This window comes from Mesorhizobium silamurunense (genome assembly GCF_014843905.1).
In the GTDB taxonomy this organism is placed as follows: domain Bacteria; phylum Pseudomonadota; class Alphaproteobacteria; order Rhizobiales; family Rhizobiaceae; genus Mesorhizobium; species Mesorhizobium silamurunense.
On sequence record NZ_LPVS01000044.1, the window covers coordinates 1 to 25,551 of the forward strand.

The 25,551-nt window shown below is 65.1% G+C and carries 26 protein-coding genes; 13 read left to right on the forward strand and 13 right to left on the reverse strand.

Annotated features, from left to right (window positions below):
- On the forward strand, positions 1-896 hold an 896-nt coding region (locus AU465_RS12405), incomplete at its 5' end, for an amidase (RefSeq protein ID WP_192247323.1).
- A gap of 45 nt (positions 897-941) precedes the next feature.
- Here the strand turns inward: AU465_RS12405 and AU465_RS12410 are convergent.
- Positions 942-1,673, reverse strand: coding sequence for a DUF2270 domain-containing protein (locus tag AU465_RS12410; protein ID WP_192247325.1), 732 nt, complete (start codon positions 1,671-1,673; stop codon positions 942-944).
- Positions 1,674-1,780: 107 nt separating this feature from the next.
- Positions 1,781-1,987 carry a hypothetical protein gene (locus AU465_RS12415; RefSeq protein WP_192247327.1) on the reverse strand — a complete coding sequence of 69 codons (207 nt, stop codon included), beginning with the start codon at positions 1,985-1,987 and terminating at the stop codon, positions 1,781-1,783.
- A 308-nt stretch (positions 1,988-2,295) separates the two neighbouring features.
- Here AU465_RS12415 and AU465_RS12420 point away from each other — a divergent pair, with 308 nt between their 5' ends.
- Entirely contained in the window at positions 2,296-4,575 is a 2,280-nt protein-coding gene (locus tag AU465_RS12420) for a cation:proton antiporter domain-containing protein (protein ID WP_192247329.1), read from the forward strand.
- Between the two features lie 77 nt (positions 4,576-4,652).
- The gene (locus tag AU465_RS12425) at positions 4,653-5,219 is read left to right on the forward strand and encodes a GNAT family N-acetyltransferase (protein WP_192247331.1); all 567 of its coding nucleotides are present in this window, start codon (positions 4,653-4,655) and stop codon (positions 5,217-5,219) included.
- A 63-nt stretch (positions 5,220-5,282) separates the two neighbouring features.
- Here AU465_RS12425 and AU465_RS12430 read toward each other — a convergent pair whose 3' ends face one another.
- Complete coding sequence (locus tag AU465_RS12430; RefSeq protein ID WP_192247333.1) at positions 5,283-5,576, reverse strand: helix-turn-helix transcriptional regulator; 294 nt, start codon at positions 5,574-5,576, stop codon at positions 5,283-5,285.
- A gap of 307 nt (positions 5,577-5,883) precedes the next feature.
- Here AU465_RS12430 and AU465_RS12435 point away from each other — a divergent pair, with 307 nt between their 5' ends.
- Complete coding sequence (locus AU465_RS12435; protein ID WP_192247335.1) at positions 5,884-6,498, forward strand: LysE family translocator; 615 nt, start codon at positions 5,884-5,886, stop codon at positions 6,496-6,498.
- Positions 6,499-6,508: 10 nt separating this feature from the next.
- Here the strand turns inward: AU465_RS12435 and AU465_RS12440 are convergent, their stop codons facing one another.
- Positions 6,509-7,144 (reverse strand): ankyrin repeat domain-containing protein, encoded by a 636-nt coding sequence (locus tag AU465_RS12440; RefSeq protein ID WP_192247337.1) that lies wholly within the window; start codon positions 7,142-7,144, stop codon positions 6,509-6,511.
- 205 nt (positions 7,145-7,349) lie between these two features.
- On the opposite strand from AU465_RS12440, the gene AU465_RS12445 reads away from it, so the two are divergent.
- A complete protein-coding gene (locus tag AU465_RS12445) occupies positions 7,350-7,643 on the forward strand; it encodes a DUF1330 domain-containing protein (RefSeq protein WP_192247339.1) in 294 nt (97 codons plus the stop codon).
- A 47-nt stretch (positions 7,644-7,690) separates the two neighbouring features.
- On the opposite strand, the gene AU465_RS12450 is transcribed toward AU465_RS12445, so the two are convergent.
- Entirely contained in the window at positions 7,691-8,899 is a 1,209-nt protein-coding gene (locus AU465_RS12450; RefSeq protein WP_192247341.1) for an MFS transporter, read from the reverse strand.
- A 440-nt stretch (positions 8,900-9,339) separates the two neighbouring features.
- Between AU465_RS12450 and AU465_RS12455 the strand changes: the two genes are divergently transcribed.
- The gene (locus AU465_RS12455) at positions 9,340-9,759 is read left to right on the forward strand and encodes a VOC family protein (RefSeq protein WP_192247343.1); all 420 of its coding nucleotides are present in this window, start codon (positions 9,340-9,342) and stop codon (positions 9,757-9,759) included.
- Positions 9,760-9,772: 13 nt separating this feature from the next.
- On the opposite strand, the gene AU465_RS12460 is transcribed toward AU465_RS12455, so the two are convergent.
- The 5 genes from AU465_RS12460 to AU465_RS12480 form a co-directional block, all read right to left on the reverse strand.
- Positions 9,773-10,666, reverse strand: coding sequence for a carbohydrate ABC transporter permease (locus tag AU465_RS12460; protein WP_192247345.1), 894 nt, complete (start codon positions 10,664-10,666; stop codon positions 9,773-9,775).
- Between the two features lies 1 nt (position 10,667).
- Entirely contained in the window at positions 10,668-11,606 is a 939-nt protein-coding gene (locus AU465_RS12465; RefSeq protein WP_192247347.1) for a carbohydrate ABC transporter permease, read from the reverse strand.
- Between the two features lie 109 nt (positions 11,607-11,715).
- Complete coding sequence (locus tag AU465_RS12470; protein ID WP_192247350.1) at positions 11,716-13,041, reverse strand: ABC transporter substrate-binding protein; 1,326 nt, start codon at positions 13,039-13,041, stop codon at positions 11,716-11,718.
- Positions 13,042-13,078: 37 nt separating this feature from the next.
- Positions 13,079-14,155: an ABC transporter ATP-binding protein gene (locus AU465_RS12475; protein WP_192247353.1), complete on the reverse strand. Its 1,077-nt coding sequence runs from the start codon at positions 14,153-14,155 to the stop codon at positions 13,079-13,081.
- Positions 14,156-14,578: 423 nt separating this feature from the next.
- A complete protein-coding gene (locus AU465_RS12480; RefSeq protein ID WP_192247356.1) occupies positions 14,579-15,178 on the reverse strand; it encodes a DUF922 domain-containing Zn-dependent protease in 600 nt (199 codons plus the stop codon).
- Between the two features lie 136 nt (positions 15,179-15,314).
- Between AU465_RS12480 and AU465_RS12485 the strand changes: the two genes are divergently transcribed.
- The 3 genes from AU465_RS12485 to AU465_RS12495 all read left to right on the forward strand — a co-directional run bounded on the left by AU465_RS12485 (position 15,315) and on the right by AU465_RS12495 (position 17,616).
- Positions 15,315-15,548: a hypothetical protein gene (locus tag AU465_RS12485; protein WP_192247359.1), complete on the forward strand. Its 234-nt coding sequence runs from the start codon at positions 15,315-15,317 to the stop codon at positions 15,546-15,548.
- Positions 15,549-15,771: 223 nt separating this feature from the next.
- The gene (locus tag AU465_RS12490) at positions 15,772-16,869 is read left to right on the forward strand and encodes a flavin-containing monooxygenase (RefSeq protein WP_192247361.1); all 1,098 of its coding nucleotides are present in this window, start codon (positions 15,772-15,774) and stop codon (positions 16,867-16,869) included.
- A 117-nt stretch (positions 16,870-16,986) separates the two neighbouring features.
- Complete coding sequence (locus tag AU465_RS12495; protein WP_192247364.1) at positions 16,987-17,616, forward strand: glutathione S-transferase family protein; 630 nt, start codon at positions 16,987-16,989, stop codon at positions 17,614-17,616.
- A 25-nt stretch (positions 17,617-17,641) separates the two neighbouring features.
- On the opposite strand, the gene AU465_RS12500 is transcribed toward AU465_RS12495, so the two are convergent.
- Positions 17,642-18,178: an Hsp20/alpha crystallin family protein gene (locus tag AU465_RS12500; protein ID WP_192247367.1), complete on the reverse strand. Its 537-nt coding sequence runs from the start codon at positions 18,176-18,178 to the stop codon at positions 17,642-17,644.
- 371 nt (positions 18,179-18,549) lie between these two features.
- Between AU465_RS12500 and AU465_RS12505 the strand changes: the two genes are divergently transcribed.
- A complete protein-coding gene (locus AU465_RS12505) occupies positions 18,550-18,777 on the forward strand; it encodes a hypothetical protein (RefSeq protein WP_192247370.1) in 228 nt (75 codons plus the stop codon).
- A gap of 34 nt (positions 18,778-18,811) precedes the next feature.
- Here the strand turns inward: AU465_RS12505 and AU465_RS12510 are convergent, their stop codons facing one another.
- Positions 18,812-19,819, reverse strand: coding sequence for an aldo/keto reductase (locus AU465_RS12510; protein WP_192247373.1), 1,008 nt, complete (start codon positions 19,817-19,819; stop codon positions 18,812-18,814).
- Between the two features lie 68 nt (positions 19,820-19,887).
- On the reverse strand, positions 19,888-20,385 hold the full coding sequence (locus AU465_RS12515) for a GNAT family N-acetyltransferase (protein WP_192247376.1): 498 nt from the start codon (positions 20,383-20,385) through the stop codon (positions 19,888-19,890).
- A gap of 332 nt (positions 20,386-20,717) precedes the next feature.
- On the opposite strand from AU465_RS12515, the gene groL reads away from it, so the two are divergent.
- The 3 genes from groL (at position 20,718) to ligD (ending at position 25,534) form a co-directional block, all read left to right on the forward strand.
- Positions 20,718-22,346, forward strand: a complete 1,629-nt coding sequence (groL, locus tag AU465_RS12520) for a chaperonin GroEL (RefSeq protein ID WP_192247379.1) — start codon at positions 20,718-20,720, stop codon at positions 22,344-22,346.
- A 178-nt stretch (positions 22,347-22,524) separates the two neighbouring features.
- On the forward strand, positions 22,525-22,749 hold the full coding sequence (locus AU465_RS12525; protein ID WP_192247382.1) for a hypothetical protein: 225 nt from the start codon (positions 22,525-22,527) through the stop codon (positions 22,747-22,749).
- Positions 22,750-23,041: 292 nt separating this feature from the next.
- On the forward strand, positions 23,042-25,534 hold the full coding sequence (ligD, locus tag AU465_RS12530; RefSeq protein ID WP_192247384.1) for a DNA ligase D: 2,493 nt from the start codon (positions 23,042-23,044) through the stop codon (positions 25,532-25,534).
- Positions 25,535-25,551 lie beyond the last annotated feature (17 nt).

The window sequence follows — 25,551 nt, forward strand, 5'->3', positions numbered from 1 at the left end:
CGGCGGCCGCGGTCGCCGCCGGGCTCGTGCCGCTCGAGGTCGGCAGCGACGCCGGCGGCTCGATCCGCGTGCCGGCCCATCTGTGCGGCGTCTATGGCTTCAAGCCAACGCAGGCGACGGTGCCGATCACCGGCAGCTATGCCGATCCGCCCGACATGCCGCGCTCCTTCCGCCTCCTGTTCGACATTGGGCCTTTGGCCCGCGACGTCGACGACCTCATCCTTGCGCACCGCATCATCGCCGGCGCCGACGGCCTCGACACCGAAGTTCCGCCGGTGACGACGGACGAAGCGCCGGAGCCGCCGCTGGGTGCGCTCAGAGTGGCCTTCGCGCCCGAATTTCCGGGCGTGCCGACCGCGCGCGATATCGCCGACGCGATTGCTGGCTTTGTCGGCGCGATCGAGGTCGGCGGCGCGCGAGTGGGACAGGCCTTGCCTTCACATGATTTCGACGCCGAGCGGGCGCTGTTCTCCGATCTTATCACCTGGTACTCGCAGGCCTTCCGGCAGCCGCGCGAAGCCTCGCCCTCCTTGGCCGCCTATCTTGAGGCGCTCAACCGGCGCGACGAATTCATCTTCGCCTGGGAGCGCTTCTTCGACGACTGGGATGTGCTGATCTGCCCGGCGATGATGTGCACCGCCTTCCGCCACCGCGAGATGGGGGCGCCGATCCCCGTCGACGGCATCGAGACGCCCTACTGGAGTGCGCTCAGCCACGCCTGCCGCTTCAACCTGACCGGACATCCCGCAGCCGTCATTCCGATCGGCCTCGACCGCGAGGGCCTGCCGATCGCCGCCCAGCTCGTCGGCCGCCGCCATTCGGATATGAGGCTGCTGGCAGTCGCCAAGGCGCTGGCGCGACTTACCGACGGCTTCGTCAGACCGCCGGGATTGTGATCGGGTGGAAAGGGCTGCTGGAAGATGAAGGCTGACGCCTCCGGCTCACACATGCACGTCGCCGAACGACAGCTCGCCGTCGTCGGCGCGTATCAGGAAGGCGGCGGCAAGCATCGCGAGATAGAACACCACGACGCCGCAAACCACCACGACGCCGGGGATGGGACCCAGCGTCGCCACACGGAAGGTGTCGAGGAGCGAGGCGCCGAAGCCGATCGGCGAGCCTTCGCGCGACAGGCTGGGCGTGGTGATCTTCAGCACCCAGGCGAGCATCAGGATCGTGTACATGAAGACGTAGTTGCGGCGCAGCCGCCTGATCAGCGCCGCGCGCTGCGTGATGAGGAAGCGCGGCGAGCGCAGGCCTTCGCCGAGGATTGCCAGCCAGTTGGAGGCGAAATCCGGCTGCGGCGAAAAGATCTGTGCGAAGTAATAGCGCTCGAACTGGCGCACCCGCGCCCGGTAGACGTCGAAGAAGCGATAGCGTCGCGCCTCGATCCAGAGCAGCAGCGTGATCAGAAGCATGGCGAAGAGCAGCACGCCGTGATGGGCGGAAGGCGTCGACAGCGACACCGACAGCATCGCCGCCACCACGGTGATCGCCCAGTTGCTGGTGCGGTCGAGCCGGTCGCGCCAGCCGGCCATGCGCGCGATCTCTGCGCGGTGGAAATGCGACATGGTAGTAGCGAATTCGGAAGACGTCAGCTTCAGCGCGAACGCGTCAGACCCGCGCGGCGCCGCAGCCGCCTCGGCCGGCTTTATGGTCTGGACCTGCGACATCCCCTTGCCACGCGCCTCCCGCCGTGGCCGGCCGAAACGAACCGGCCACACCCCATGCGCTGTAACGTGCGGCCGGCAAAAATGTTCCCGCCTTTCAGGCGGATAAGTCAGGATGCGATGGGAGGCAGCGCCCGCTTTGAAGCCGCCGGAAACGGCACCACTTCGGCCTCGGGCCGGGCATATTGGGCGGTCGCGACCGCCTCGATCACAAGGTCGAGCGCCGCAAGCGCCGTGCGGCTGGTCTCGTCGTCGCCGCGAAGATAGTGGCAGGCCCTGTCGAGGTGCAGGTGGGCGGCGGCAAAGTCGCTTTTCATTAGCTTCTCCTTATTGCCCGCCTTGTCTCGACCATGCGCGAGTCGCTTTACCCAAACGCAAACATCCACAATCGCATTTGAATAGAATTGTGGGCAGTCTTTCGTCGCCCCGCAAAGCGCGGGAGAGCTGTCCGCGAAGCGGACGGAAAGGGGCCGTCATAGGGCGCTCCCCCTCTCCGTCTCGGCTTCGCCAAACCACCTCTGCCCCCACTATCGTAGGGGCAAGGAAACGAGGCCTGTCGTGCAACCGATGCATATGCCAAACCGTTATGCGCAGACTTAATCGAGGGGTGCAGAAATTGTCCTTCATGTCTAATCGGCGCTGGACGATCGCGCTGAGTGCGGCGGCGCTTGCGCTGATGCCGGCCGTCGCCTGGACCGCCGAGAAGAGCGGCATGTCCAGCGAAGGTATCTTCGTTCTCGAAGTCATCCTGCTGCTCGTCGTCGGCCGCGGCATCGGCGAATTGCTGGAGCGCCTCGGCCAGCCAGCGGTGATGGGGCAACTGATGGGCGGCATCCTGCTCGGGCCCTCGCTGCTCGGCTGGCTGTGGCCCGCAGCTGAGCGCGTGGTCTTTGCTGGCGATGCCGCGCAGAAGTCGATGATCAACGCCATCGCCCAGCTGGGCGTCTTGATGCTTTTGCTGCTGACGGGCATGGAAACGGATCTGAGGCTGGTGCGACGGGTCGGCCGCGCCTGCTTTTCCATCTCCGCCGCCGGCGTCGCCGTGCCGTTCGTGCTCGGCTTCGTGGCGGCGCAGTTCATGCCGGACACGCTGCTCGCCGCGGGCAGCGAGCGCGTCGTCGCCGGCCTGTTCCTCGGCACGGCGCTGTCGATCTCCTCGGTCAAGATCGTCGCCATGGTGGTGCGCGAGATGAACTTCATGCGCCGCGACCTCGGCCAGATCATCGTCTCCTCGGCCATTATCGAAGACACGATCGGCTGGGTGATCATCGCCATCACCATCGGCATCGCCACCCACGGCCGCATCGAGGCCGGCAGCTTGGCCTTCACGCTGGCCGGCGTCGCCCTCTTCATGGCCTTTTCCTTCACGCTCGGCCGCCGCATCGTCTTCGACGCCATCCGCTGGACCAACGACACCTTCCGGAGCGAATATGCGGTCGTCACCGTCATCCTCGCCATCATGGGCGCCATGGCGCTGATCACCGACCTGATCGGCGTGCACACGGTGCTCGGCGCCTTCGTCGCCGGCATATTGGTCGGCGAGTCGCCGATCCTGTCGCGTCACATCGAGGGGCAATTGCGCGGGGTGATCACTGCACTTTTCATGCCGGTGTTCTTCGGCGTGGCGGGGCTTTCGGCCGACCTCACCGTGCTCATGGACCCTCAGCTTGCGCTGCTCACCGTTGCATTGGTGGCGATCGCCAGCCTCGGCAAGTTCGGCGGCGCCTTCATCGGCGCGGAAGCAGCCGGCATGAGCCGCGCCGAGGGCATCGCGGTCGGCTGCGGCATGAACGCGCGCGGCTCGACCGAGGTCATCGTCGCCTCGATCGGCCTGTCGATCGGCGTGCTTTCGCACAACCTCTTCACCATGATCGTCACCATGGCCGTCATCACCACCTTGGCCATGCCGCCGACGCTGCGCTGGGCGCTCGGCCGGCTGCCGATGGGCGAGGCGGAGAAGAAAAGGCTGGAGCGAGAGGAGGTCGACCTGCGCGGCTTCATCACCAATCTGGAGCGGCTGCTGGTGGTGGTCGACGAGGGCGTCGTCGGCCGCTTCGCCGCCTACCTTGCCGGTGTCATAGGCGCCGGCAAGCCGACAACCATGCTTCATACAAGCGGCGAAAGCGAAGCCGAGCCCGGCGAGGCGGCGCATCTGGACGAGATCGAGAAGGGCGCCGAGGAGGGCCGCGAGGCGGCGAAGGAAGCCGACGAGGAGTCCGCGCATGAAGTCCCGCTCACGCGCCGCCGGCACGATGCTCCGCTCTCCGCGGAGGCGGTCGCCAAGGAGGCGCGCAAGGGCTACGGCATGCTGCTCATCGGCCTCGGCCGAGCGGTGACCCCGAAGGGCGGCTTCTCGCGCCGGCTGAACGAGGTCGCGGGCGCCTTCGAGGGCCCTCTCTGTCTGGTGCTGAAGCCGGCCGGCGCCGGCCGGCAGATGCCGCGCCTTGGGCCGGGATCCGGCAAGATCCTGGTGCCGGTCAACGGCACAGCGAACGCGCGCCGCGGCGCGGAACTCGCGCTTTCCATCGCCTCTGTCACCGGCGCGCCGGTCAAGGTTCTCTATGTCGCGCGCCCCGGTCGCGACGAACCGCGCGACACCGTCTCGCATCGCCGCAGGGAGGCTGTGCTGAAGGACATTGTCGCGCTTGCCGACCGCTATGGCGTCGAGATCGAGACCGCCATCCGCAGCCGGGCTGCTGCGGCCGATGCCATTACCCGCCAGGCGGGCAGGAGCGCGGCTTTGATCGTCATGGGAGTGGCCCGGCGGCCGGGCGAGGAGCTCATCTTCGGCGAGACGACGAGCGGCGTGCTGCGGCGCTGCCCATGCCCCGTAGTGCTGATCTCCGACGCGCGGCTCCGCCGCGACGACGAGGGCAGGGAGGCGCTGCGTTCGGGAACGGGGTGACGGGTGATCTCCGCCTCGAGGGGGAGATACCAGCTTTCGCTTCAAATCGGTTATCCTCGCCGCCGGAGGAGGTGGCGATGAGCTTCAGTATTAAGCCTCTCGATATGACCACCTGGCCGCATTTCGCCGCGCTGGTCGAGCGGCACAATGGCGTGTGGGGCGGCTGCTGGTGCATGGCCTTCCATGCCAAGGGCGTCGGCGCCGCCGGTAACCGCGACGCGAAGCAGGCGCTGGTGCGCGAGGGCCGGGCGCATGCTGCGCTCGTCTTCGACGGTCCAGCCTGCGTCGGCTGGTGCCAGTTCGGCCCGACCGCCGAATTGCCGCGCATAAAACACTATCGCGCCTATCGCGAGGGGCTGGTGGCGCTGCCGGATTGGCGCATCACGTGCTTCTTCTCCGACAAGGCTTTTCGCGGCAAGGGCGTGGCCGCGGCAGCCCTTGCCGGCGCGCTGGTCGAAATCGCCTGTCTCGGCGGCGGCACGGTGGAAAGCTACCCGGAGGATACAGAAGCGCGCGCGGCGGCCGGCGCCTTCCTGCACAACGGCACGCTGGCGATGTTCGAAGCCCAGGGTTCCAGCCACAACCGCCAGATCGGCAAGCATCGCTGGGTGGTCAAGAAGACGGTGGCGGCCGGCGGCGATTAGCGATCTCCCACCTTCCGCAATTGCAGCGCTGCCCGCGAAAAAGCCTGGCTGCGCTCCGGCTATTTATTGTCGGACGCAGGGCCCACTGGCCGCGATGATGCGCACCAGCTCCGCCTGTCGCCGCGTCTCGGTTTTTTCGAATACGTGCTGCAGGTGAGTGCGCGCGGTGGTCAGGCTGATATCGAGCTGATCTGCGACCGCCTGCAGCCCTTCGCCGCGTGCGATCGCCATCGCCACGGCGGCCTCGGCCGGGGTCAGCCGATAGAGATTGCGCAACTGGTCCGGCGCACTGTCCGGATCGGCCACGAACACGATCGCGGCGGGGCGGCCGGTCGCGAACCATGTCGACTCGATCATCAGCGGCGCTACCAGCACGCGTTCGTCGTCGCTGAGCGTGCACGATGGATCGCCATTCTGTCCCCGGGCGGTCTCGAAAGCTTTTCCCGACAGTTGCGGCGCAAGGGTTGGAGATTCCGCGCGATCTCGCAGAAATCAAAGCGATCGCGGCCCAATTCGATATGGAGATTACCGGGCCACCCTTAGGCGTCGGTGGATCATAGGCGCGGCACTGAACACTGAGGGCGAGGAACTTTGATCCGGTTGACACCGTCGCCCCGCCAACAGAATGTCGCCATCCGATCCCACCTCTAAGGACTCCACGCCAATGACATTGTCGGGCTTTGCCGCCTATTCCGGCGCGCTGGCGATCGCCGCCATCATCCCGGGGCCGCAGATCGTCGCCATCGTGGCGCAGGCGCTGCAGAGCGGCTACCGGCAGGCGGCCTGGATGACTGCCGGCATGGTGCTGGGCGACGTTCTCTACCTTGCCGCGGTGCTCGCCGGGCTTGCCTTCGTCGCCGAGACCTTCAGCTTTCTCTTGATCGTCATCAAGTGGGCGGGCGTCGCCTATCTCTGCTGGCTTGCCGTCCAGTTCTGGCGGGCGGGCGAGACGTTCGAGGCATCTGAGGCCGGCGCTGTGAAAAGCGGCGGCAACGCTTTCCTGTCCGGCGTGCTGGTCACGCTCGGCAATCCGAAATCGGTGCTGTTCTACATCTCGATCCTGCCGACGGTGGTCGACATCGGCGCGCTGTCCGCGCTCGACGTGCCGATCCTCCTGGCCATCACCGCCATCATTTTGGCCGCGGTACAGTTTCCCTTTGCGGTCGCCGGCGCCGGCACGCGGCGCAGCTTGCAGTCGCCGCGCACCACGCGCCTGTTCAACCGCGGCGCTGCCGTGTGCATGGGCGGCGCGGCGGCGACGATCGCGCTACGAAACTGAAGTCGGTTGCTCACTTGCCATCGAAGAAAGCGTGGATCGCGGCATCCAGCTTCCCGATGAGCTCAGCGTTGCGCGCGCTGCCGGCCCAGATCAGCGCGTTCAGCCGCATGTCCTTGTTGAGGAAGTTCACCTTCCGGGAGTCAAGCAAATATTCCGCGACTTCGTAGTGCCGTCCCTTGATGGCCTCTATGAGCGCGCTGTTGCGCCCCGTCTTGTCGGCCAGATTGACGTCCGCGCCACTCTCGACGAGCAGCTTGACAATATCCAGGTGCCCATTTCTTGCCGCCTCGATGAGCGGCGTTCTGCCGTAATAGTCGGCACGGGCATCGACATCGATCTGTGGGTGCCTCACCAGCGCCAGTATGCAGTCGAGATGACCCTTGGCGGCGGCCAGGCTCAAGGGCGTGCCCTTCCATTTGTTTCGAGAGTTCACCTCGATTGCGGGGTGGCCGATCAAGGTTTCGAGCACGGCAGTATGGCCATTGTGCGCGGCGAGATGCAGCGCCGACCAGCCATCTTCGTCGGCCTGGTTGATGTCGGCGCCCGTCGCCAGTTCCACGCCGACGGCCTTGGCGTCGCCCTTTTCGGCCGCGACCAGCAGGCTTGACCAGTTCCTGGCTTCTGCGGCTTCAATACCTGCGGCCACTGCAATTCCCCCAGACCAAGGCGCCGGCCTGGCCGGCATTTCAGGTGCAGCGTTGGCTCAGAGTTTCACACTCGCCGCCGTCCGGCAAATGGATTTCGCGCCAACCCTGTCAACGCGAAGTTCCATCCGGCTTTGATATGAGTGTGTGCTAATATAGCGTGTATCCTTTCAACCGCGCTTTGGCGAAGATAAGGAGGGACAAAGAATGGCCGCCTATCTGATTGCCGATGTCGATGTCACCGACATGGCCGTATTCGACGAGTACCGGCGCGAGGTGCCGGCGACCGAGGCCCGCTATGGCGGGCACTATCTGGCGCGGGGCGGCGCGACGCGGGTGCTTGAAGGCGACTGGGAGCCGCACCGCCTGGTCATCATCGAGTTTCCCGACATGACCGCGCTCACCGCTTGGTACGACTCGCCGGAGTATGAGAGGCTGAAGCAAATCCGTTTCCGCTGCGCCCATACACGCATCATAGCCCTCGAAGGGGTGTCGGCTTAGCCGTCGCTCGCCCCCGAGACAGCGGAGGCGAGCAACCCGGCTTCTGCTCACGCCATCTGCAGCCGCTGCCTGTTCGGCTGCGGCGGGAAGGCGATGGCGATGCCCGCGGCGCCGAGGCCGACCAACGCCGAGCCGATGAACAGCCAGGAATAGCTGGCATAGGCGTCGTAGATCATGCCGCCGGCAAGCGGCCCGAACGACATGCCGAGGCTGGAGAGCATCGTGGCGGCGCCGAAGACCGTGCCGATAATGCGGGGCCCGAAATATTCGCGCGCCAGGACCGCATAGAGCGGCATGACGCCGCCATAGGTGGCGCCGAAGATGACGGCTAAAACGTAGAACTGCTCGATCCGGCCGACCGCGAGATAGGCGGCGATCACCGCGGCCTGGATCGCAAGGCCGGTGATCAGCACCGGCTTGACGCCCAGCCGGTCGCCGAGGACACCATAGAGCAGGCGGCCGCCGAGTCCGGCGAGGCCCTCGACGCTGTAGATCGAGACGGCGGCCATCGGCGCCACGCCGCAGGCCATGGCATAGCTCACCATGTGGAAGATCGGGCCGGAATGCGCCGCGCAGCAGGCGAAGAACGTCATGCCCAGCACCAGGAATTGCGGCGAGCGCAACGCCTGGCCGACGCTCATGCCGGGATCGTCCGTGACAGGCGCCGGTGCACCATCGGCTGCCGCAAGCGCCGCTGGCGGCTGGCGCACCAGCAGGACGGCCGGGAGCAGAAGCACCCAGGCCATCACGCCGATGTCGAACATGGCGGTGCGCCAGTCATAAGCCGAGATCAGCCAGCGCGCGAAGGGCGAGATGGTCATCGGGGCTACGCCCATGCCGGCCGAGACCAGCGACACGGCAAGGCTGCGGTTGGTGTCGAACCAGGCGGTGGTGAGCGCGATCATCGGCGCGAAGAAGGCGCTGGCGGCGAGGCCCACGATCACGCCGTAGCTGAGCTGGAAGATCAGCAGCGAGTTGGCGCGGCTCGCCACCACCAGAGCCAGGCCAAGCAGCACCGCGCCGGCAAGCACGACGGGGCGGGCGCCGAGGCGATCATAGATTGAGCCCCAGGCGAAGCCGCCTACGCCCATCACGAGGAAGTTCAAGGTCATGGCGCTGGAAATGCCGGCGCGCGACCAGCCGGTGTCGAGCGACATCGGCTCGAGAAAGATCGCCAGCGAGAACATCGCGCCGAGCGCCACACAGGTCATCAGCGCGCCAGCCGCGACGATGACCCAACGATAGGAATGATTCATGGTTTTCTCCCATGCCATAAGGCATATCCTGTTTGATGCGGAGCACGGTTTTTCCAGGCTCACCGTGCCGCTTGCGTCCGAAGGACGCCGGAGGAGAAACCGATCCTACAATCTGGTTGCATTTTTTATCCGGATTTTCCGGGCTGATGGATATTCGGCCAGAAGGGTCGCGTTCCTTCGCGCCCCCCTCTGGCCTGCCGGCCATCTCCCCCACGGGTGGGGAGATTGGCAGCTTCGACCCGGGCGCTTTTTCCTAGCGACGTTGGAGATTGGCGAAAGGCCGCGTGACGGCTGATCTCCCCCCAAGTGGGGGAGATGGCCGGCAGGCCAGAGGGGGGCGCTGTCCCGCCGACGTCCCCAAGTGTCAGCAGACCCCGACTCCCCACATTGACCGCGCACCAGTCCCATCTAGATTTGACCCGTCAACAGGAGGCACCCCTATGGAACTCTATCGCGGCCGGCTCATCGACCATATCCAGCTTGTGGTGCGCGACCTCAAGGCGAGCCGACGCTTCTACGGCGCGGTGCTCGAGGTGCTTGGCATCGCGATCGGCGGCGAGGCCGAGGATTATTTCTGGGCGGACGAACTTTTCATCTCCAGCGCCGACAGCCGCGCGGCCCTCGGCGTGCTCACCGGCCGGCACCATTTCGCCTTCCAGGCGAAGGACCGCGCCATGGTCGATGCCTTCTACGAGGCGGGGCTTGCGGCCGGCGGCAAGGACAACGGCGCACCCGGCGAGCGCCCCTACCACCCCGGCTACTATGCCTGCTTCCTGCTCGACCCGGACGGCAACAACATCGAGGCGGTGTTCCACGGCGAGGCGAAGCGGAGCGCCGATGCGGTGGAGATCAGCTTTTAGAGCATTTCCGCTCTCATTCCTTCACCGCGCCCGTCATCGACGACACATAGTGCTCGACGAAGAAGGAATAGAGCACGACCACCGGCAACGAGCCGATCAGCGCACCCGCCATCAGCGCTCCCCATTCATAGACGTCGGAGCGGACGAGCTCGGTGAGCACGCCGACCGGCACAGTCTTCTTCTCGGACGATTGGATGAAGGTCAGCGCGTAGATGAACTCGTTCCATGACAGGGTAAAGGCGAAGATGCCGGCCGAGATCAGGCCCGGCACCGACAGCGGCAGCACGATCTTTGTGAGGATCTGCCAGCGGCTCGCTCCGTCGATGAGCGCGCATTCCTCCAGCTCGAACGGGATCGAGCGGAAATAGCCCATCAGCAGCCACGTGCAGAACGGGATCAGGAAGGTCGGATAGGTGAGGATCAGCGCGAACGGCGTGTCGTAGAGGCCGAGGTTGAACACCATCACCGACAGAGGGATGAACAGGATCGAGGGCGGCACGAGATAGGCGAGGAACACGGCGAGGCCGACCTGCCGCGCCCCCGAGAACCGCAGCCTTTCGATCGCATAGGCCGCAAGCACCGCGGCCGCCAGCGACAGGAAGGTTGCGGCGGTCGAAATGATGACGGTGTTGAGCAGCCAGCCCGGATAGGAGGTCTCAAAAAGCAGGTAGCGAATGTGCTCCAGTGTCGGATGCACGACCCAGAACGGATTGTAGTTCACATAGTCGGTCATCTCGACATTGGGTTTAACCGCCGTGATCGTCATCCAGTAGAACGGAAACAACAGCACGATCAGAAACACCAAGAGCGGCAGATAGACCGTCACCACTCGACGCGGCAGGCTCTGAAGGTAGCCCATGCCGCCTTCGTCGATGTCCGGGCGCTCGACTTGCTTGATCGCGGCCATGTCAGTCTCCGCCGCCTTGCTGCCACCTACGCCGTTGCAGGCCGAAATAGCTGAACAGGATCGCCGCCAGCAGGAAGGGGATCATGGCGACCGCGATTGCCGCGCCTTCGCCGAGCTGGCCGCCGGCAATGCCGCGCTGGAAGGACAATGTCGCCATCAGATGGGTGGCGTTCACCGGTCCGCCGCGGGTCAGCACATAGATCAGCTGGAAGTCGGTGAAGGTGAACAGCACCGAGAAGGTCATGGTGATGGCGATGATCGGCGTCAGCAGCGGCAGCGTCACATGGCGGAACAGCTGCCAGCGGCTGGCGCCGTCGAGGGTGGCGGCCTCGTAGAGCGATTGTGGGATGGTCTGCAGGCCGGCAAGCAGCGTGATGGCGACGAACGGGATGCCGCGCCAGACATTGGCCGCGATGACGGAAGCGCGCGCATTGGTCGGATCGCCGAGGAAGTTGATCCGGTGGTCGATCAGTCCCATCTGCTGCAGCGCCCAGGACAGGATCGAGAACTGCGAGTCGTAGATCCACCAGAAGGCGATGGCCGACAGCACCGTGGGCACCACCCAGGGCAGTAGGACGATCGCGCGGAAGAACGATTTGAAGGGCAATTTCTCGTTGAGGATGAGCGCCAGCCAGAGGCCGAGTATGAACTTCAGGATCGACGCGCTTATCGTGTAGAGCAGGGTGTTGAAGACGGAGAGCCAGAAGACGCCGTCGCTCCACAGATATTGATAGTTCTCGATGCCAATGAAGATGCCGGGACGGCCGATGCGGGCATCGGTGAAGCCGAGCCAGACACCGAGCCCGAGCGGATAGGTGAGAAACACCAAGAGCAGCGCCGCCGCCGGCAGCATGAAGCCGAAGCCAAGCGCGTTCCGGCTTTCGGCCAGACGCGCCAGAATCGAAGAACGCGGCTGAACGGCAACGGATGGCACGGCCATGGAGCGGCTCCTTACGAGGTCTCGTTGATCGGCCGAGCGGCCGCCCTGCGCTTCCGGAAGGGTCGGACAGCGCGGGCGCGGCTGCCCGGCCCAGCGGTGATCGATATGATCAAACGCGGTAGTACCGGTTGGCGCGCTTCTCCGCCTCTTCCATCGCCTCCTGCGGTGTGGCCTGGCCCGTCACGGCCTTGGCGAACATGTCGACCAGAACGTAGTCGGCCATGGTCGCCGCCGAGGCGTAGCCGAGCGGCCCGGCATAGCCGTTGGGACGCAGCGTCGCCGAGGCTTTCGCGTAAGCCGCATTGTTCGGGTCGGCCTTCCACACCGGGTTGTTGTCGAAGGCCTTCAGCGTCTGGCAGCAATAGCCGGCCGACGACGTGATCCAGTCCGACATCTGCGGGTCCTCGAACATGAACTGCAGATAGGCTTTGGCCGCGTTGGGGTAGGGCGTGTAGTTGAAGATGACGGCCGTGGTCACCTGGAACAGCTCGACCGATTTCCCGACGGGACCGATCGGCAGGTTGGTCGTGCGCATGTCCTTGGCGATTTCGGTCAGTTTCGGATCCTTGTCCTTGTTGACCTTGGCCGTGTTGTAGACGGAAATGCCGTTGGCGATGACGCTCACTTCGCCGGCCAGGAAGGCGCGGTTGTTGTTCACGTCGAGCCAGCTTTCGGTGCCGGGAATGAAGGTCTTGTAGAGCTCCTGCGCGTATTCGATCGCCTTCAGCGTCTCGGGGCTATTGATCGTGACCTTGCCCTTCTCGTCGACCATCTGGCCGCCATGGCTCCACAGCAGCCAGTGAGCGTAGTTGTTGCCGTCGCCGACGCCATGGCCGTGCGTGAAGCCGGCCGGATGCCCCTTCGCCTTCAGCGCCTTGCAAAGCTCGAGGAAGCCCGCCGTGTCCTTCGGGAATTCCGAGAAGCCGGCCTCCTTCACCCAGCTTTCGCGATAGACGATGGCGTTGCCGATGGTGGCCAGAGGCAGGCCGAGGAATTTGCCCTCGCGCGTCGCATACTGCTTCGGGCCGTCGTGCCACCCGCCATACTTCTTGCCGAGATAGTCGCCCAGCTCCGTCACGTCGAGCAGCTTGTCGGGATACTGGTGCGGGTCGTCGAACCAGACGAGCATCAGGTCGGGGCCGGAGCCGACATTGGCGGCGACCGCCGCCTTGGGCCGGATGTCCTCCCAGCTCTCCTTGTCGACGCGGACCTCCACGCCCGTCGCTTCGGTGAACCGCTTCGTATTTTTGAGCCACTGGTCCTCGTCGCCCTGCACGAAAGGCGACCAGCGCAGCAGCCTGAGCTTCGCGCCTTCCTCCGGCTTGTAGGTCAGGCCCTCTTGCGCGAAGGCGCTCGAGCCGACGAAACGGCTGCCCAAGGCTCCGGCGGCCGCGCCGGCGGTCGTGCGGATCACGTCGCGTCTGGTGAACTTCATGCTCGTTTCCTCCTGTTTGTTTCCTTGTTGCGTAGCTCTAGCGCGCCGCTTCGATCCGCTGGCCCGTCTCGCCGTGGAACAGATGGATGGGGCCAGGCTCGACCGACAGCCGGATGGTTTCTCCCGGCGCGAAGGAATGGCGTTCCCGGAAATTGGCGACGATGTCCTCGCCGCCGGCCGTCCGGCCGATGATCTGCACTTCCGAGCCGGTCGGCTCGATCACCACGACCGTGACCGGAATGCCGTCGTCGGCCAGCCGCAGGTGCTCGGGCCGTACTCCGAGCACAATGGCTTCGCCGTTGCCGATCGAAGGTGGTTTCGGCAAAGACAGGGAAACGCCTCCCGCGCCCCGGAAAGAAGGCGCGCCATCGTTGGCGAATGTGCCCTTGAGCATGTTCATGGCGGGCGAGCCGATGAAGCTCGCGACGAACAGGTTGTTCGGCCGGTCGTAGAGTTCGAGCGGCGGCCCGATCTGCTCGACGACGCCGTCATGCATGACCACGATCTTGTCGGCCATGGTCATGGCCTCGATCTGGTCGTGGGTGACATAGACCGTCGTCGTCTTCAGCCGCTGGTGCAACTCCTTGATCTCGGCGCGCATCTGAACCCTGAGCTTGGCGTCGAGATTAGAGAGCGGCTCGTCGAACAGGAACACCTGCGGATCGCGCACGATCGCCCGGCCCATGGCGACGCGCTGGCGCTGGCCGCCCGAAAGCTGGCGCGGATAGCGCGACAAAAGCGGAACCAGCCCGAGGATTTCGGCCGCCCGCTTCACCCCGGCATCGCTTTGCGCCTTGGGGACTCCCTTGAGCATGAGCGAGAACGCCATGTTCTCGGCGACCGTCATGTGCGGATAGAGCGCGTAGTTCTGGAAGACCATGGCCACGTCGCGCTCCTTCGGCGCAACGTCGTTGACGATGCGGCTGCCGATCGAGATATGGCCGCGCGAGATTTTTTCCAGGCCGGCAATCATCCGAAGAAGCGTCGATTTTCCGCAGCCCGAGGGCCCCACAAGCGTGACGAACTCGCCGTCTTCTATATCGACGCTGACGCCATGCAGGATCTCGGTGGCCCCGAAAGATTTGTAGACATTGCCAATCGCGACAGACGCCATCGAATTCCTCCCGATGGTCCCTGCGAGGTCTCGCCGGGAGCCGTTTCTATCAGGCGTGGCTGAAACGGATGCCGGCAGGCATCCACCACTGGCGTCGGCGACGTTTGCCCCAGCTCCCCCCGGGTCACGCGACTGTGAAACGGTAGCGCTACCAAATCCGCCTGTAAAGCGGCGGCGCGCAGGCTTATACTTTCGTCGCTGATGACAGATGAGCCAAGCCTGTCTCAAGGCGAAGTCAAGCCGGGCCGTGCGCCGACAACTCGTCGAATGGCGGCCGATTAAACATTAGCGATTACTAAGATACTAGATCTGCACCTGCCCGAGAAATTCTGACTCGTCGGCGGAATGGAGATTGGCTGCTCGTGCTTCCGTTGTAGCTCTGCTCGCCGCGGCGGGTAGGCCGCCGCAGCCGCTTGGTCCCTCTTACCCGCCGATCAAAAACGCTGCGATCAGCTTCTGCAAATTCCCGCCCTGGCCGAACTCGACGTTGTCGAAGTCGCGGCTGGCCTGGCGCTGCGCTTTGGAGAGCTGGTCGAGATATTGTGTCAGCCCGACCCTGATCTTCTTGCAACCGGGGTCGTCGGCGACGGTGAGGCCAATGCTGAAAGCGACGATCTTGTCCACCATGTCGACGATGCCGGCGCCGTGCACCTTCTCATGCGCGGCGAGCCCATCGGCAAACGCATTCCAGCGCGCCTGCACGCCGGGGGCAAGTTTCCCGGCGGGTTTGGGCAGCGTATAGGTGATGATGAGTTTTGGCCGCGCCGACTTCAGCACGCAGGCGCCGCCCTGCGGCCGGTAGTCCCGCTGCCAGGTCAGCTTGAAGAAAGTGTGCGCGATCGCCCGCCGCTCGTTGCCGGCCGAGTCCTTGCCGATCACCGGACCTTTCTCGCCGATCGAGACATAGAGCTCCTCCACCGTTTGCCCCGAGATTGCATAGGTCTCGATTTTCTCGACCGGCTTCCAGTCGGCGGAGGCCGGCGTGGCGAGCAGCAGGGCGGAAAGCAGCAGGGCGGGTTTCATGAGGACTCTGTAGGATCGCGGGCGAGGCTTCGTGCATAGCGGTTGTCGGCGCGGGAGCAAAGATGGCGGCGGCGTCGGAACCCGCTCCACCCGCCCGCCGTTTCCTTGGCATCGTTCCGACCCAGGGGAGACAAGGATGACCCGCAACGAGATCATTTCCGTTCTTGGCCCGGTCGATGAGGCCGTGATCGCCGACATCGCGCTCACCGGTGCCAGCCTCGAGGAATTGCGCGAGGCCTTTGCTTGGATCGGCGCCGACGAGGCGCTGGTGAACGAGGGCCACGCGATGCCGGGCGCCAGGGTGGCACGGCTGATCGAGATTCTGGAACCGCCCGAAGACGAGCCCGAGGTGCCTAGCGGGATGCAGTAGCGCCGGCGCCCGTGGGGAGAAAGCGATTTCAACATTTTAGCGAAGCTGGTGTTGGAAATCGCAAGAGAGGGGGCTGGGCGGTGACCCTGGAGGGTGGCGAGATAACACCGCCTCGCTCGGTCCGGCATCTTCGCCGTCGAGAGAGAAGGATAGGTGATTTCCCCTACTTGCTCCTCCGTCACCTCGGGCATAGCTTCTTCCCGCCTTGGGGGAGGAGGCTATCTTGGACACCAACGTCGTCATTGTCGGCGCCGGGCCGGCGGGTCTGGCCGTCGGCGCCTGCCTGAAACAGGCAGGGGTTGATTTCACCATTCTGGAAAAGGCCAGCGAGGTGGCGCCGGCCTGGCGGCGGCATTACCGGCGGCTGCATCTGCACACGGTGAAGTCCTTTTCGTCGCTGCCTTTTGTGCCGTTCCCCAAAAACCATCCCCGCTACGTTCCGCGCGAAAAAGTGGTCGCCTATCTCGATGCCTATGCCGAGCGTTTTGGCCTCAAGCCACGTTTCGGCGTCAGCGTGAAATCGATCCGCCGCGCGGGCGAAGGACTCTTGATCGAGACCGATGCCGGCGAGATCACCGCCCGCAAGGTCGTCGTCGCCACCGGCAACAATGCCGAGCCCGTCGTGCCGACCTTCCCCGGCATCGAGGTGTTCAAGGGAGAGGTGCTGCACAGCGCCGCCTACACCGAAGCGGCGCCCTATACGGCCAAGAACGTGCTGGTCGTCGGCATGGGCAACACCGGCGCCGAGATCGCGCTCGACCTTGCCGAAAGCGGCGCCCGTCCGACGATCTCGGTGCGCAAGGGCGTCCACATCGTGCCGCGCCAGCTCTTCGGCGTGCCGATCCAGATGGTCGACATCGCCAGCCGGCCGATGCCGCAGGCGCTGAACGACTGGATGTTTCCAAAAATCCTCGACCTGGCGTTGGGCAGGCTCGACAGATACGGTATCGTCCGGCCGAAGGACGGCATCCTCAAGCAGATCGACGCCGGGCGTATTCCCGTCATCGATGTCGGCACGGTGGCGGCGATCAAGGCGGGCAGGATCGGCATCCTGCCCGACATCGTCCGCTTCACCGGGGATGGCGCCAAGTTCGCCCACGGGCAGGAGAAAAATTTCGACGCTGTGATCTTCGCCACCGGCTACCGGCCAGGCTATGACGGCTTCCTGCCGGCGGAGCTCAGGCCTGGGAAAAGCGGGGTGAATGCCGGCGCCTCGCAGCTCGGCGTCTATCTCGTCGGCTTCTACAATCCGGTCACCGGCCTGCTGCGCGAGATCGGCATCGAGGCACAGGCCGTGGCGAAGGATATTGCGGGGCGGTGAGGGCGGCTGCGGCGCAAATGGCATAAGCCGAGTTCCTTGATCGCCGCGCGGCATAAATCGGGTGGCACCCCTCATCACTCCATGCCAATCCAATCCCAGTCAACCGGGGACCTAGCCATGCTCACGCTCTACGATTATCTGCCGTCGCAAAACGCCTGGAAGGTGCGCGTCTTGCTGGGGCTGCTCGGCATCGCTTACGAAACCCGGCAGGTGTCGATCTTCGAGGGCGAGAGCCACACGGAGGACTTTCTCAAGCTCAATCCGGCCGGCGCCGTCCCGGTGCTTGGCCTGGAGAATGGCGAGGCGATCGCCGAGTCCGACGCCATCCTCGTCTACCTCGCTGAGGGCACGCCCTTTCTGCCGGCGGACCGCTTTTCCCGCGCCAAGGTCATGCAGTGGCTATTCTTCGAGCAGTATCATGTCGAGCCGGTCATCGGCTCGCTGCGCTTCTGGACGCTGACCGGGCGGCTGGAGCGCAACCAGGCGATGGTTGCCGGCAAACGCGAGGCGGGCGCCCGCGCGCTTGGCGCTCTCGAACGCAGCCTGCAAGATACGCCGTTCCTCGTCGGCGGCTCGCTCACCGTCGCCGATATCGCCGTCTATGCCTACAGCCACCGAGCCGAGGATTGCGGCTTTGCGCTCGCCGATTATCCGGCGGTCAGCGCCTGGATCGATCGGGTGAGCGACGCGATTGGCACGGGTTATCCGGCGCATCCCTATAGCGTCGACCCGCATTCGGGCGGCTGAGCCATGCAACCGGGATCCGGCACAGTCAATGCTTGCTCTTGCCGGAACTCGGGGCGGCGCCGCTGATCGGGATGCGCTTGGCCTTGGCCTGGGCGCGCTGGCTCTTCGGCAGCGTCACCGTGAGCACGCCGTTGTGGAAGGCCGCGTTGACCTTGTCTTCCTCGACCTCGGCGCCGATCGGAATGCGCCGCTCGAAGCGCCCGTAGAAGCGCTCGGAGAACTGCCTGTCCTTGTCCTCGCTCTCCGACCGCTTCTCGCCGCGCAACGTCAGCACGCCGTCGTCGAGCGTCACTTCGATGTCCTTCTCCTCCATGCCGGGGACTTCCGCCATGACGCGGATTTCGCTGCCGGTATCGGAGATTTCGAGGCTCGGCCATCCGGGACGCCCGCCATAGGCGCCGCCGACCGAGGGCAGTCCGACGCCGAAGCCGCGGAACGCGTCGTCGAACAGGCGGTTCATCTCGCGGTGCAGCGCCATGAACGGATCGCGATCGCCCTCGCGATAGAATCCGGGAACCTGATTGCCTTCCCTGGCCCAGGGAATGAGATCACGAATTGCCATTTCAATTCCTCCTTTTTGGCACGGCGATGCGGGTGCGACGGTGCCGGACAGCCTTTGGCTGTGCGTTTCGCCGGACCGGTTGTTCAGCGCGCCGGCGGCGCCCGGAATGCAGCCTTGCATGTCTGGCGCTCGCACGAGATCGGCAAAAATCGATCTGGAGGCCGTCCGGCCGAAGTCAAGGCTCGCCTTGTCGGCGCACCCCGGGTTTTTCTCCATGCCCGTTACGGCGCCGCCGGATGCCTGGAACGGAAGCGCGGGGCACGCGTTTCGGAATTGCGTGAAAAACATGACTAGAGCAGCGTGCCGGCGCCGTCCCGGCGCCGATCTTTGCGGCCTGCTTTCCGGCAACACAGGCAAATGGAGACCAGGAAATGGTTCGCACCGTCGCCATAGCAATCCTCGCCGCCGGCTTCATCGGCCTTCCCGCCATGGCAGCGGAGGAATACTGGGTCGCCAGGGATGCCGTCTCGAAGCAGTGCGAGATTGTGCCGAAGAAGCCCGACGGAACGCTTGTCATCGATCTCGGCAAGAAGAAATACGCCAGCGAGGGCGAGGCCAGAAAGGCCATGGAGGCGTTGCCGGATTGCAAGAAGAAGTAGCGCCGATTTCCCCCTTGAGGGGGATTAGAGCCCCCTACCGGTCCACCATCGACATCGTCCGCTCGTTATACCTCGGCCCTGACACCTTGTCGGGCGAGAGCGCCATGTCGAGCCCGAGCATCTCGGTGGCGTCGAGCTCGATGTCGGCCGCCGCGACATTTTCCTCCAGATAGGTCCGCCGTTTGGTGCCGGGGATCGGCACAATGTCGATGCCGAATTCCGGACCCTTGGCGAGCAGCCACGCGATCGCCACCTGGCCGGGCTTCACGCCCTTGGCGTCGGCGATGTCGCGCACGGCGGTGGCCGCGGCGACATTGGCGTCGAAATTCTCGCCCTGGTAGCGTGGGTCGCCGCGCCTGAAATCGCCCTCCGGATACTCTTCCGCGCGCTTGACGTCGCCGGCGAGGAACCCGCGGCCGAGCGGCGCGAATGGCACCAAGCCGATGCCGAGCTCCACAAGCGCCGGGATGATCTCGGGCTCGAGGTTGCGCTCCCACAGCGAGTATTCGCTCTGCAGCGCCGAGACCGGATGCACGGCATGCGCGCGGCGGATGTTGGCGATGCCCGCTTCCGACAGGCCGAAGAAGCGCACCTTGCCTTCCGCCACCAGTTCGCCGACGGTGCCGGCGACATCCTCCATCGGCACCGCGGGGTCGACGCGATGCTGGTAGAGCAGGTCGATGCGGTCGGTGGCGAGCCGTTGCAGCGAGGCATCCACCACCTCGCGGATATGCTCCGGGCGGCTGTCGCGCCCCGTTCCATCCTGCTTGCCGTCGACGATGCGGAAGCCGAATTTCGTCGCGATCGTCACCTGATCGCGCCGCCCTTTCAGGGCGCGGCCGAGCAATTCCTCGTTGATGAAAGGCCCGTAGACCTCGGCCGTGTCGAGGAAGGTGCAGCCGAGCTCGATCGCCCGGTGGATCGTCGCGATCGACTCCGCCTCGTCTGCCGGCCCGTAGGACTGGCTCATGCCCATGCAGCCGAGGCCGATGGCCGAGACGACGAGCCCCTGGCTCCCGAGTTTCTGCTTGCCCAGGCTCATGCGTCTTGCTCCGGCCGAATTTGCAACCCGGCTAAATTATAGGGCCGTGACGGAACACGTCCAGCGCCTCAAGCCCTCGGCAGCAGCCGGCGCATGATCAGCGAGGCATGACCGCCGACGCCATGCGCGGCCGGGCGGCGCTCGGCCACCTCGAAGCCGTGCTTGCGGTAGAAGGCGACCGCCCGGTCGTTGCCCTCGATCACCTCCAGCGCTATGCTGGGAATGCCGGCATGAGCGGCAAGCACGGCATGCAAAAGGTCGACGGCAAGCCCGCTGCCGAACTCTTCCGGTTCGATGTGGAGGCGATCGAGCACGACATCGCCTTTCTCGTCCATCGCCGCCATGGCGTAGCCCGCGATCGAGCCGTCGGTCCGCTCGGCGACGAAAGACATCTTGTTGTCGTCCTCGAGTTCGGCCGCGAGTTTTTCCGGCGCATGCTTCTCGTCGGACAGCCGGGCCGTGTTTTCCTCCCCCATGATCGGCGCATAGGTCCGCCGCCAGGATTGGCCGAGCAGCCGCGAGACAGCGGCCAGATCCTCTTTCGCCATTGCCCTGATCTGGACCATTGCCATCTCCCTCATTCGCCGGCGCAACGTGACGCGGCCCACTACTGCAGCCCGCGCGCCTGCCTGGCAAGGGCCGGTCGACAATTGCCGGGCCCATCTGAACGAGCTGATGAGGCGAAGTGTTCCGATACTGCGCCGCACGAGTCCGCCCGCTCTCGAAATCGCCCGTTCTTGCGCCCGCGCGATCCTGAATAACGCCGTGATTACAGTGCGTTGAAGTCGGGCAGGGTCGAAAAATTCCCGGCTGCCGCCCTTGAAACCCCTCGGTGCCAAGCTAGTTCGATAGAACATGCGAGCCCTTGCAGGAGAAGGCTCGCGGAGGGAGGGTTTCAATGGCTGCCAAGGAAGTAAAATTCCACACCGAAGCTCGCGACAAGATGCTGCGTGGCGTCGATATTCTGGCCGACGCGGTTAAGGTGACGCTCGGCCCCAAGGGTCGCAACGTCGTCATCGAGAAGTCGTTTGGCGCGCCGCGCATCACCAAGGATGGCGTGACCGTGGCGAAGGAAATCGAACTGGTCGACAAATTCGAGAATATGGGCGCGCAGATGGTGCGCGAGGTGGCGTCGAGAACCAGCGACATTGCCGGCGACGGCACCACCACCGCCACGGTGCTGGCCCAAGCCATCGTCCAGGAAGGCAACAAGGCGGTTGCCGCCGGCATGAACCCGATGGATCTGAAACGCGGCATCGACAGGGCCGTCGAAGTGATCGTCGCCGAGCTCAAGGCCAATGCCCGCAAGGTGACCCGCAACGACGAGATCGCCCAAGTCGGCACCATCTCGGCCAACGGCGACGCCGAGATCGGCCGCTTCCTGGCCGAAGCGATGCAGAGGGTCGGCAATGAAGGTGTCATCACCGTCGAGGAGGCCAAGACCGCCGAGACCGAGCTCGAGGTCGTCGAGGGCATGCAGTTCGACCGCGGCTATCTTAGCCCTTACTTCATCACCAACCAGGATAAGATGCGTGCCGATCTCGAGGAGCCCTATCTCCTGATCCACGAGAAGAAGCTGTCCAATTTGCAGGCGCTGCTGCCGATCCTGGAGGCGGTGGTGCAGTCGGCCAAGCCGCTTCTGATCATCGCCGAGGATGTCGAGGGCGAAGCGCTGGCGACGCTGGTCGTCAACAAGCTGCGTGGCGGCCTGAAGGTCGCCGCCGTCAAGGCGCCGGGATTCGGCGATCGCCGCAAGGCGATGCTGGAGGACATCGCCATCCTCACCGGCGGCCAGGTCATCTCGGAGGATCTCGGCATCAAGCTGGAGAATGTCACGCTGGAGATGCTCGGCCGCGCACGGCGGATCACTGTCGAGAAGGAGAACACCACCATCGTCGACGGCGCCGGGGCCAAGCCCGAGATCCAGGGCCGCGTCGCCCAGATCAGGCAGCAGATCGAGGAAACCACCTCCGACTACGATCGCGAGAAACTGCAGGAAAGGCTGGCCAAGCTCGCCGGCGGCGTCGCTGTCATCCGCGTCGGCGGCTCGACTGAGGTCGAGGTTCGGGAGCGCAAGGATCGTGTCGACGACGCGCTGCACGCCACCCGCGCGGCGGTCGAGGAAGGCATCCTGCCCGGCGGCGGCGTGGCGCTGCTGAGAGCCGCGAAGGCGCTCGACGCTGCCACCGCCGACAATCCCGATCAGAAGACCGGCATCGAGATCGTGCGCCGCGCGCTGGAAACGCCGGTGCGCCAGATCGCCGAGAACGCGGGCGCCGAGGGCTCGATCATCGTCGGCAAACTGCGCGAGAACGGGCAATTCTCTTTCGGCTGGAACGCGCAGACCGGCGATTACGGCGACCTCTACGGCCAAGGTGTGATCGACCCGGTCAAGGTGGTGCGCACCGCCCTGCAGGACGCCGCCTCCATCGCCGGGCTGTTGGTCACCACCGAGGCGATGGTGGCGGAAAAGCCGAAGAAGGAGACCCGTTCCGCAATGCCTCCGGGGGCGGGAATGGACTATTAGGGCAGCGGCCATGGCTGGCTAAGCAGCCCGCGCCTCGCGGATTGCGAAGCCGGGAGGCTTCGCAATCTATCGTGTTGCAGGCGTGATCGCCGCCAGCTGCGCCAAATTGACTCATTCGCCGCTCTCCGCCATCCTTATAGGCGCCGCCTTTGATCGGCAGCGTGTACAGAGTGAGGCCATGGCCAGTCCCGTCGCCAGAGAAAATTCCCGCCGCGCCGCGGTGAAAAAGGCGCTCGACCGCCACAAGATCTATGTCACCGCGCAGAGCTTTTCCGGCGGCACTTACAGCGCGCGCGTGCTGGTCGATGGCGAGGCCTATTGGGTCGATGAGTTCCGGCTGGCGCAACTCAGGCAAGGGCTTTCGCCCGCCGAGCTGGAACTGACGCCGGCTGCCGACGATTGAGTATTTGAGGATGACAACTGAGAGGCTGGCGGGACAGTACCCCCCTCTGTCCTGCCGGACATCTCCCCCACAAGGGGGGAGATCAGATGTCGCCGCCGCTTTCGCCCATCGCGAACGTTTTAGGGGGAGTGCCGGCGTTCGAACTGCCAATCTCCCCACTAGAGGGGGAGATGTCCGGCAGGACAGAGGGGGGCGCGAAGGAACGCAGCCTTTGCGATTGTCTGCTCTGCGCTTTGGCATCTGACCCATGCCCTCCAAACTCAAATCCTACGTGCGCTTTGGCATCTGACCCATGCCCTCCAAACTCAAATCCTACCGTGCCAAGCGCGAATTCAGCCGGACACCAGAGCCGGCGGGCGGACTGGCAGGCGAGGGCGGCAACCGCTTCGTCGTCCACAAGCACCATGCCACGGCCGACCATTACGACCTGCGCCTGGAGGTGGGAGGTGTCCTGAAAAGCTGGGCGGTGCCGCGCGGCCCCTCGCTCAACCCCGCCGACAAGCGCCTCGCCGTCGAGACCGAGGACCATCCGATCGAATATATCGACTTCGAGGGCGTCATTCCCGAAGGCGAATATGGCGGCGGGCCGATGATCGTCTGGGACACCGGCACCTGGGCGCCGATGGAGGATGTCGAGAAAAGCCTGCGCACTGGCGCCTTCAAGTTCCGGCTGGCCGGGCAGAAGCTCAACGGCGGCTGGATGCTGACCAGGCTGAAGCCGAAGCCCGGCGAGGACGAGAACAAGAAAAACTGGCTGCTGTTCAAGGAGCGTGACCTCGCCTCCGACACCAGTCTCGACATTCTCGAGGCGCGCCCGGAAAGCGTGAAGTCGGGCCGCCGCATCGAGGAGCTGGTGGCGCCGCCGAAGAAGCCGCAGCGCCTGCCGCCGAAGCCTGGCTCGCTGAAGCCCGGCGCGCTGCCGGGCGCCGTGAAGGGCGAGCCGCCAAGCCGCATCGAGCCGCAACTCGCCACCCAGGCGCCGAAGCCGCCGGGCGGCGAAGGGCCGGCGGAGAAAACGCGCGAACTCTGGCTGCACGAAATAAAATTCGACGGCTACCGCACCATGGCGCATGTCGTCGACGGCGAGGTGCGCCTGATCACCCGCGGCGGCATCGACTGGACGAAGCGCTACGGCGATCTCCCTCAAGCTTTTTCGCGCCTGCCGGTGAGCCAGGCGATCATCGACGGCGAGATCATGATGCTCGACGATAAAGGCATCTCCCGCTTCGCGCTGCTGCAGGACGCGCTGGCCGAAGGCGCCGGGTCCAAATTGCATTTCTACGCTTTCGATCTTCTCCACCTCGACGGCTGGGACCTGCGCAAGGCGCCGCTGCAGACGCGTAAGGCGCTGCTTGCCGAGCTGCTCGCCGGTCAGGCCGCCAACTCCGCCATCCAGTTCAGCGACCATGTCGAGGGCGATGGGCGCGGGCTCTACGAACAGGCGACGGAACTGGGGCTCGAGGGCGTCGTCTCCAAACGCGCCGACGCCATCTACCAGAGCGGTCGCACCAAGAGCTGGACCAAGGCAAAGGCGCTCAAGACGGACGATTTCGTCATCGCCGGCTATACCGTTTCCGACCGGGCGGAAGGGTTGGCGGCGCTAGGCATGGCCGAGTTCGTCGACGGCGAACTCCATTATCGCGGCAAGGTCGGCACCGGCTTCGACCGCGACATGGCGACGGACCTGCTCGCAAGGCTGGAGCGGCTGACCGCCGGCGCCACGCCGCCCGAGGGCGCGCCGCGCGAGATCATGCGCGAGATGCACTGGGTGAAGCCGCTGCTGTCGGCTCGCATTCACTACGCCAATCGCACCGCCGACAATGCCTTGCGCCACGGCGTCTTCCGCGGTCTGCGCGATGTCGGCGGCCTCACCACGCCGGTGCCGGTCAAGCGCAAGCGGCTGATCGCGGAATCCGATCTCGCCACCATCTGGGTGACCAATCCCGAGCGTCGGCTGTTCGGCAAGACCGGACCGACCAAGCTCGACATCGCCGTCTATTACGCGCTGGTCGGCGATTTCATGCTGCCCCATATCATCGGCCGGCCGGTGTCGCTGGTGCGCTGCCCGACCGGCAAGCCGCAGGACTGCTTTTTCCAGCGCCACGCCTTCACCGGCATGCCGCCTTCGGTGGCGGTGTTCGAGAGCACCAATTCGGAGGGCGAGGCCAAGACCTACCTCTCGGTCGAGGATGCGAAGGGCTATCTGGCGCTGGCGCAGTTCGGCGTCGTCGAGTTCCACACCTGGGGCACGCACCGCGCCAAGCTCGACAAGCCCGACCAGATCGTCTTCGACCTCGACCCCGGCGAGGGGATTTCGTGGCGTGAGGTGGTGGAGGCGGCCGTCCACATCAAGGGTGGGTTGGAAAGCCTAGGCCTGGTTCCTTTCGCAAAGACCTCCGGCGGCAAGGGCATCCACATCACCGTGCCGGTGACGGAAAAACAGAACTGGAAGAAGCTGCACCAGGCCTCGAGCGCCATTTCAACTTTTCTCGCCGCGACCGCGCCCGACACCTTCACCACCACCATGGGAAAGGAAAACCGCAAGAGGCGCATCTTCATCGACTTCCACCGCAACGCCCGCGGCCACACGTCCGCCGCCCCCTATTCGCTGCGCGCCCGCACCAACCTGCCTGCCTCGACCCCGGTAAGCTGGACGGACCTCGAAGCGATCGACGCGCCGGAGGATTTGAACTACGCCTCGCTGCCTGGATTGCTCGAGACATCGGGCGACCCGTGGGCGGAGATCGATGAGTTTGCACGGGATTTGCCGGTGGTGCAGCCCTAGTTTCCTCGCCCCCACGA

Coding starts and splice junctions, on each gene's coding strand:
- AU465_RS12410 (WP_192247325.1), bottom strand. CDS start 1,673: ATGTCGCAGGTCCAGACCATAAAGCCGGCCGAGGCGGCTGCGGCGCCG.
- AU465_RS12415 (WP_192247327.1), bottom strand. CDS start 1,987: ATGAAAAGCGACTTTGCCGCCGCCCACCTGCACCTCGACAGGGCCTGC.
- AU465_RS12420 (WP_192247329.1), top strand. CDS start 2,296: ATGTCTAATCGGCGCTGGACGATCGCGCTGAGTGCGGCGGCGCTTGCG.
- AU465_RS12425 (WP_192247331.1), top strand. CDS start 4,653: ATGAGCTTCAGTATTAAGCCTCTCGATATGACCACCTGGCCGCATTTC.
- AU465_RS12430 (WP_192247333.1), bottom strand. CDS start 5,576: ATGATCGAGTCGACATGGTTCGCGACCGGCCGCCCCGCCGCGATCGTG.
- AU465_RS12435 (WP_192247335.1), top strand. CDS start 5,884: ATGACATTGTCGGGCTTTGCCGCCTATTCCGGCGCGCTGGCGATCGCC.
- AU465_RS12445 (WP_192247339.1), top strand. CDS start 7,350: ATGGCCGCCTATCTGATTGCCGATGTCGATGTCACCGACATGGCCGTA.
- AU465_RS12450 (WP_192247341.1), bottom strand. CDS start 8,899: ATGAATCATTCCTATCGTTGGGTCATCGTCGCGGCTGGCGCGCTGATG.
- AU465_RS12455 (WP_192247343.1), top strand. CDS start 9,340: ATGGAACTCTATCGCGGCCGGCTCATCGACCATATCCAGCTTGTGGTG.
- AU465_RS12460 (WP_192247345.1), bottom strand. CDS start 10,666: ATGGCCGCGATCAAGCAAGTCGAGCGCCCGGACATCGACGAAGGCGGC.
- AU465_RS12465 (WP_192247347.1), bottom strand. CDS start 11,606: ATGGCCGTGCCATCCGTTGCCGTTCAGCCGCGTTCTTCGATTCTGGCG.
- AU465_RS12470 (WP_192247350.1), bottom strand. CDS start 13,041: ATGAAGTTCACCAGACGCGACGTGATCCGCACGACCGCCGGCGCGGCC.
- AU465_RS12475 (WP_192247353.1), bottom strand. CDS start 14,155: ATGGCGTCTGTCGCGATTGGCAATGTCTACAAATCTTTCGGGGCCACC.
- AU465_RS12480 (WP_192247356.1), bottom strand. CDS start 15,178: ATGAAACCCGCCCTGCTGCTTTCCGCCCTGCTGCTCGCCACGCCGGCC.
- AU465_RS12485 (WP_192247359.1), top strand. CDS start 15,315: ATGACCCGCAACGAGATCATTTCCGTTCTTGGCCCGGTCGATGAGGCC.
- AU465_RS12495 (WP_192247364.1), top strand. CDS start 16,987: ATGCTCACGCTCTACGATTATCTGCCGTCGCAAAACGCCTGGAAGGTG.
- AU465_RS12500 (WP_192247367.1), bottom strand. CDS start 18,178: ATGGCAATTCGTGATCTCATTCCCTGGGCCAGGGAAGGCAATCAGGTT.
- AU465_RS12505 (WP_192247370.1), top strand. CDS start 18,550: ATGGTTCGCACCGTCGCCATAGCAATCCTCGCCGCCGGCTTCATCGGC.
- AU465_RS12510 (WP_192247373.1), bottom strand. CDS start 19,819: ATGAGCCTGGGCAAGCAGAAACTCGGGAGCCAGGGGCTCGTCGTCTCG.
- AU465_RS12515 (WP_192247376.1), bottom strand. CDS start 20,385: ATGGTCCAGATCAGGGCAATGGCGAAAGAGGATCTGGCCGCTGTCTCG.
- groL (WP_192247379.1), top strand. CDS start 20,718: ATGGCTGCCAAGGAAGTAAAATTCCACACCGAAGCTCGCGACAAGATG.
- AU465_RS12525 (WP_192247382.1), top strand. CDS start 22,525: ATGGCCAGTCCCGTCGCCAGAGAAAATTCCCGCCGCGCCGCGGTGAAA.
- ligD (WP_192247384.1), top strand. CDS start 23,042: ATGCCCTCCAAACTCAAATCCTACCGTGCCAAGCGCGAATTCAGCCGG.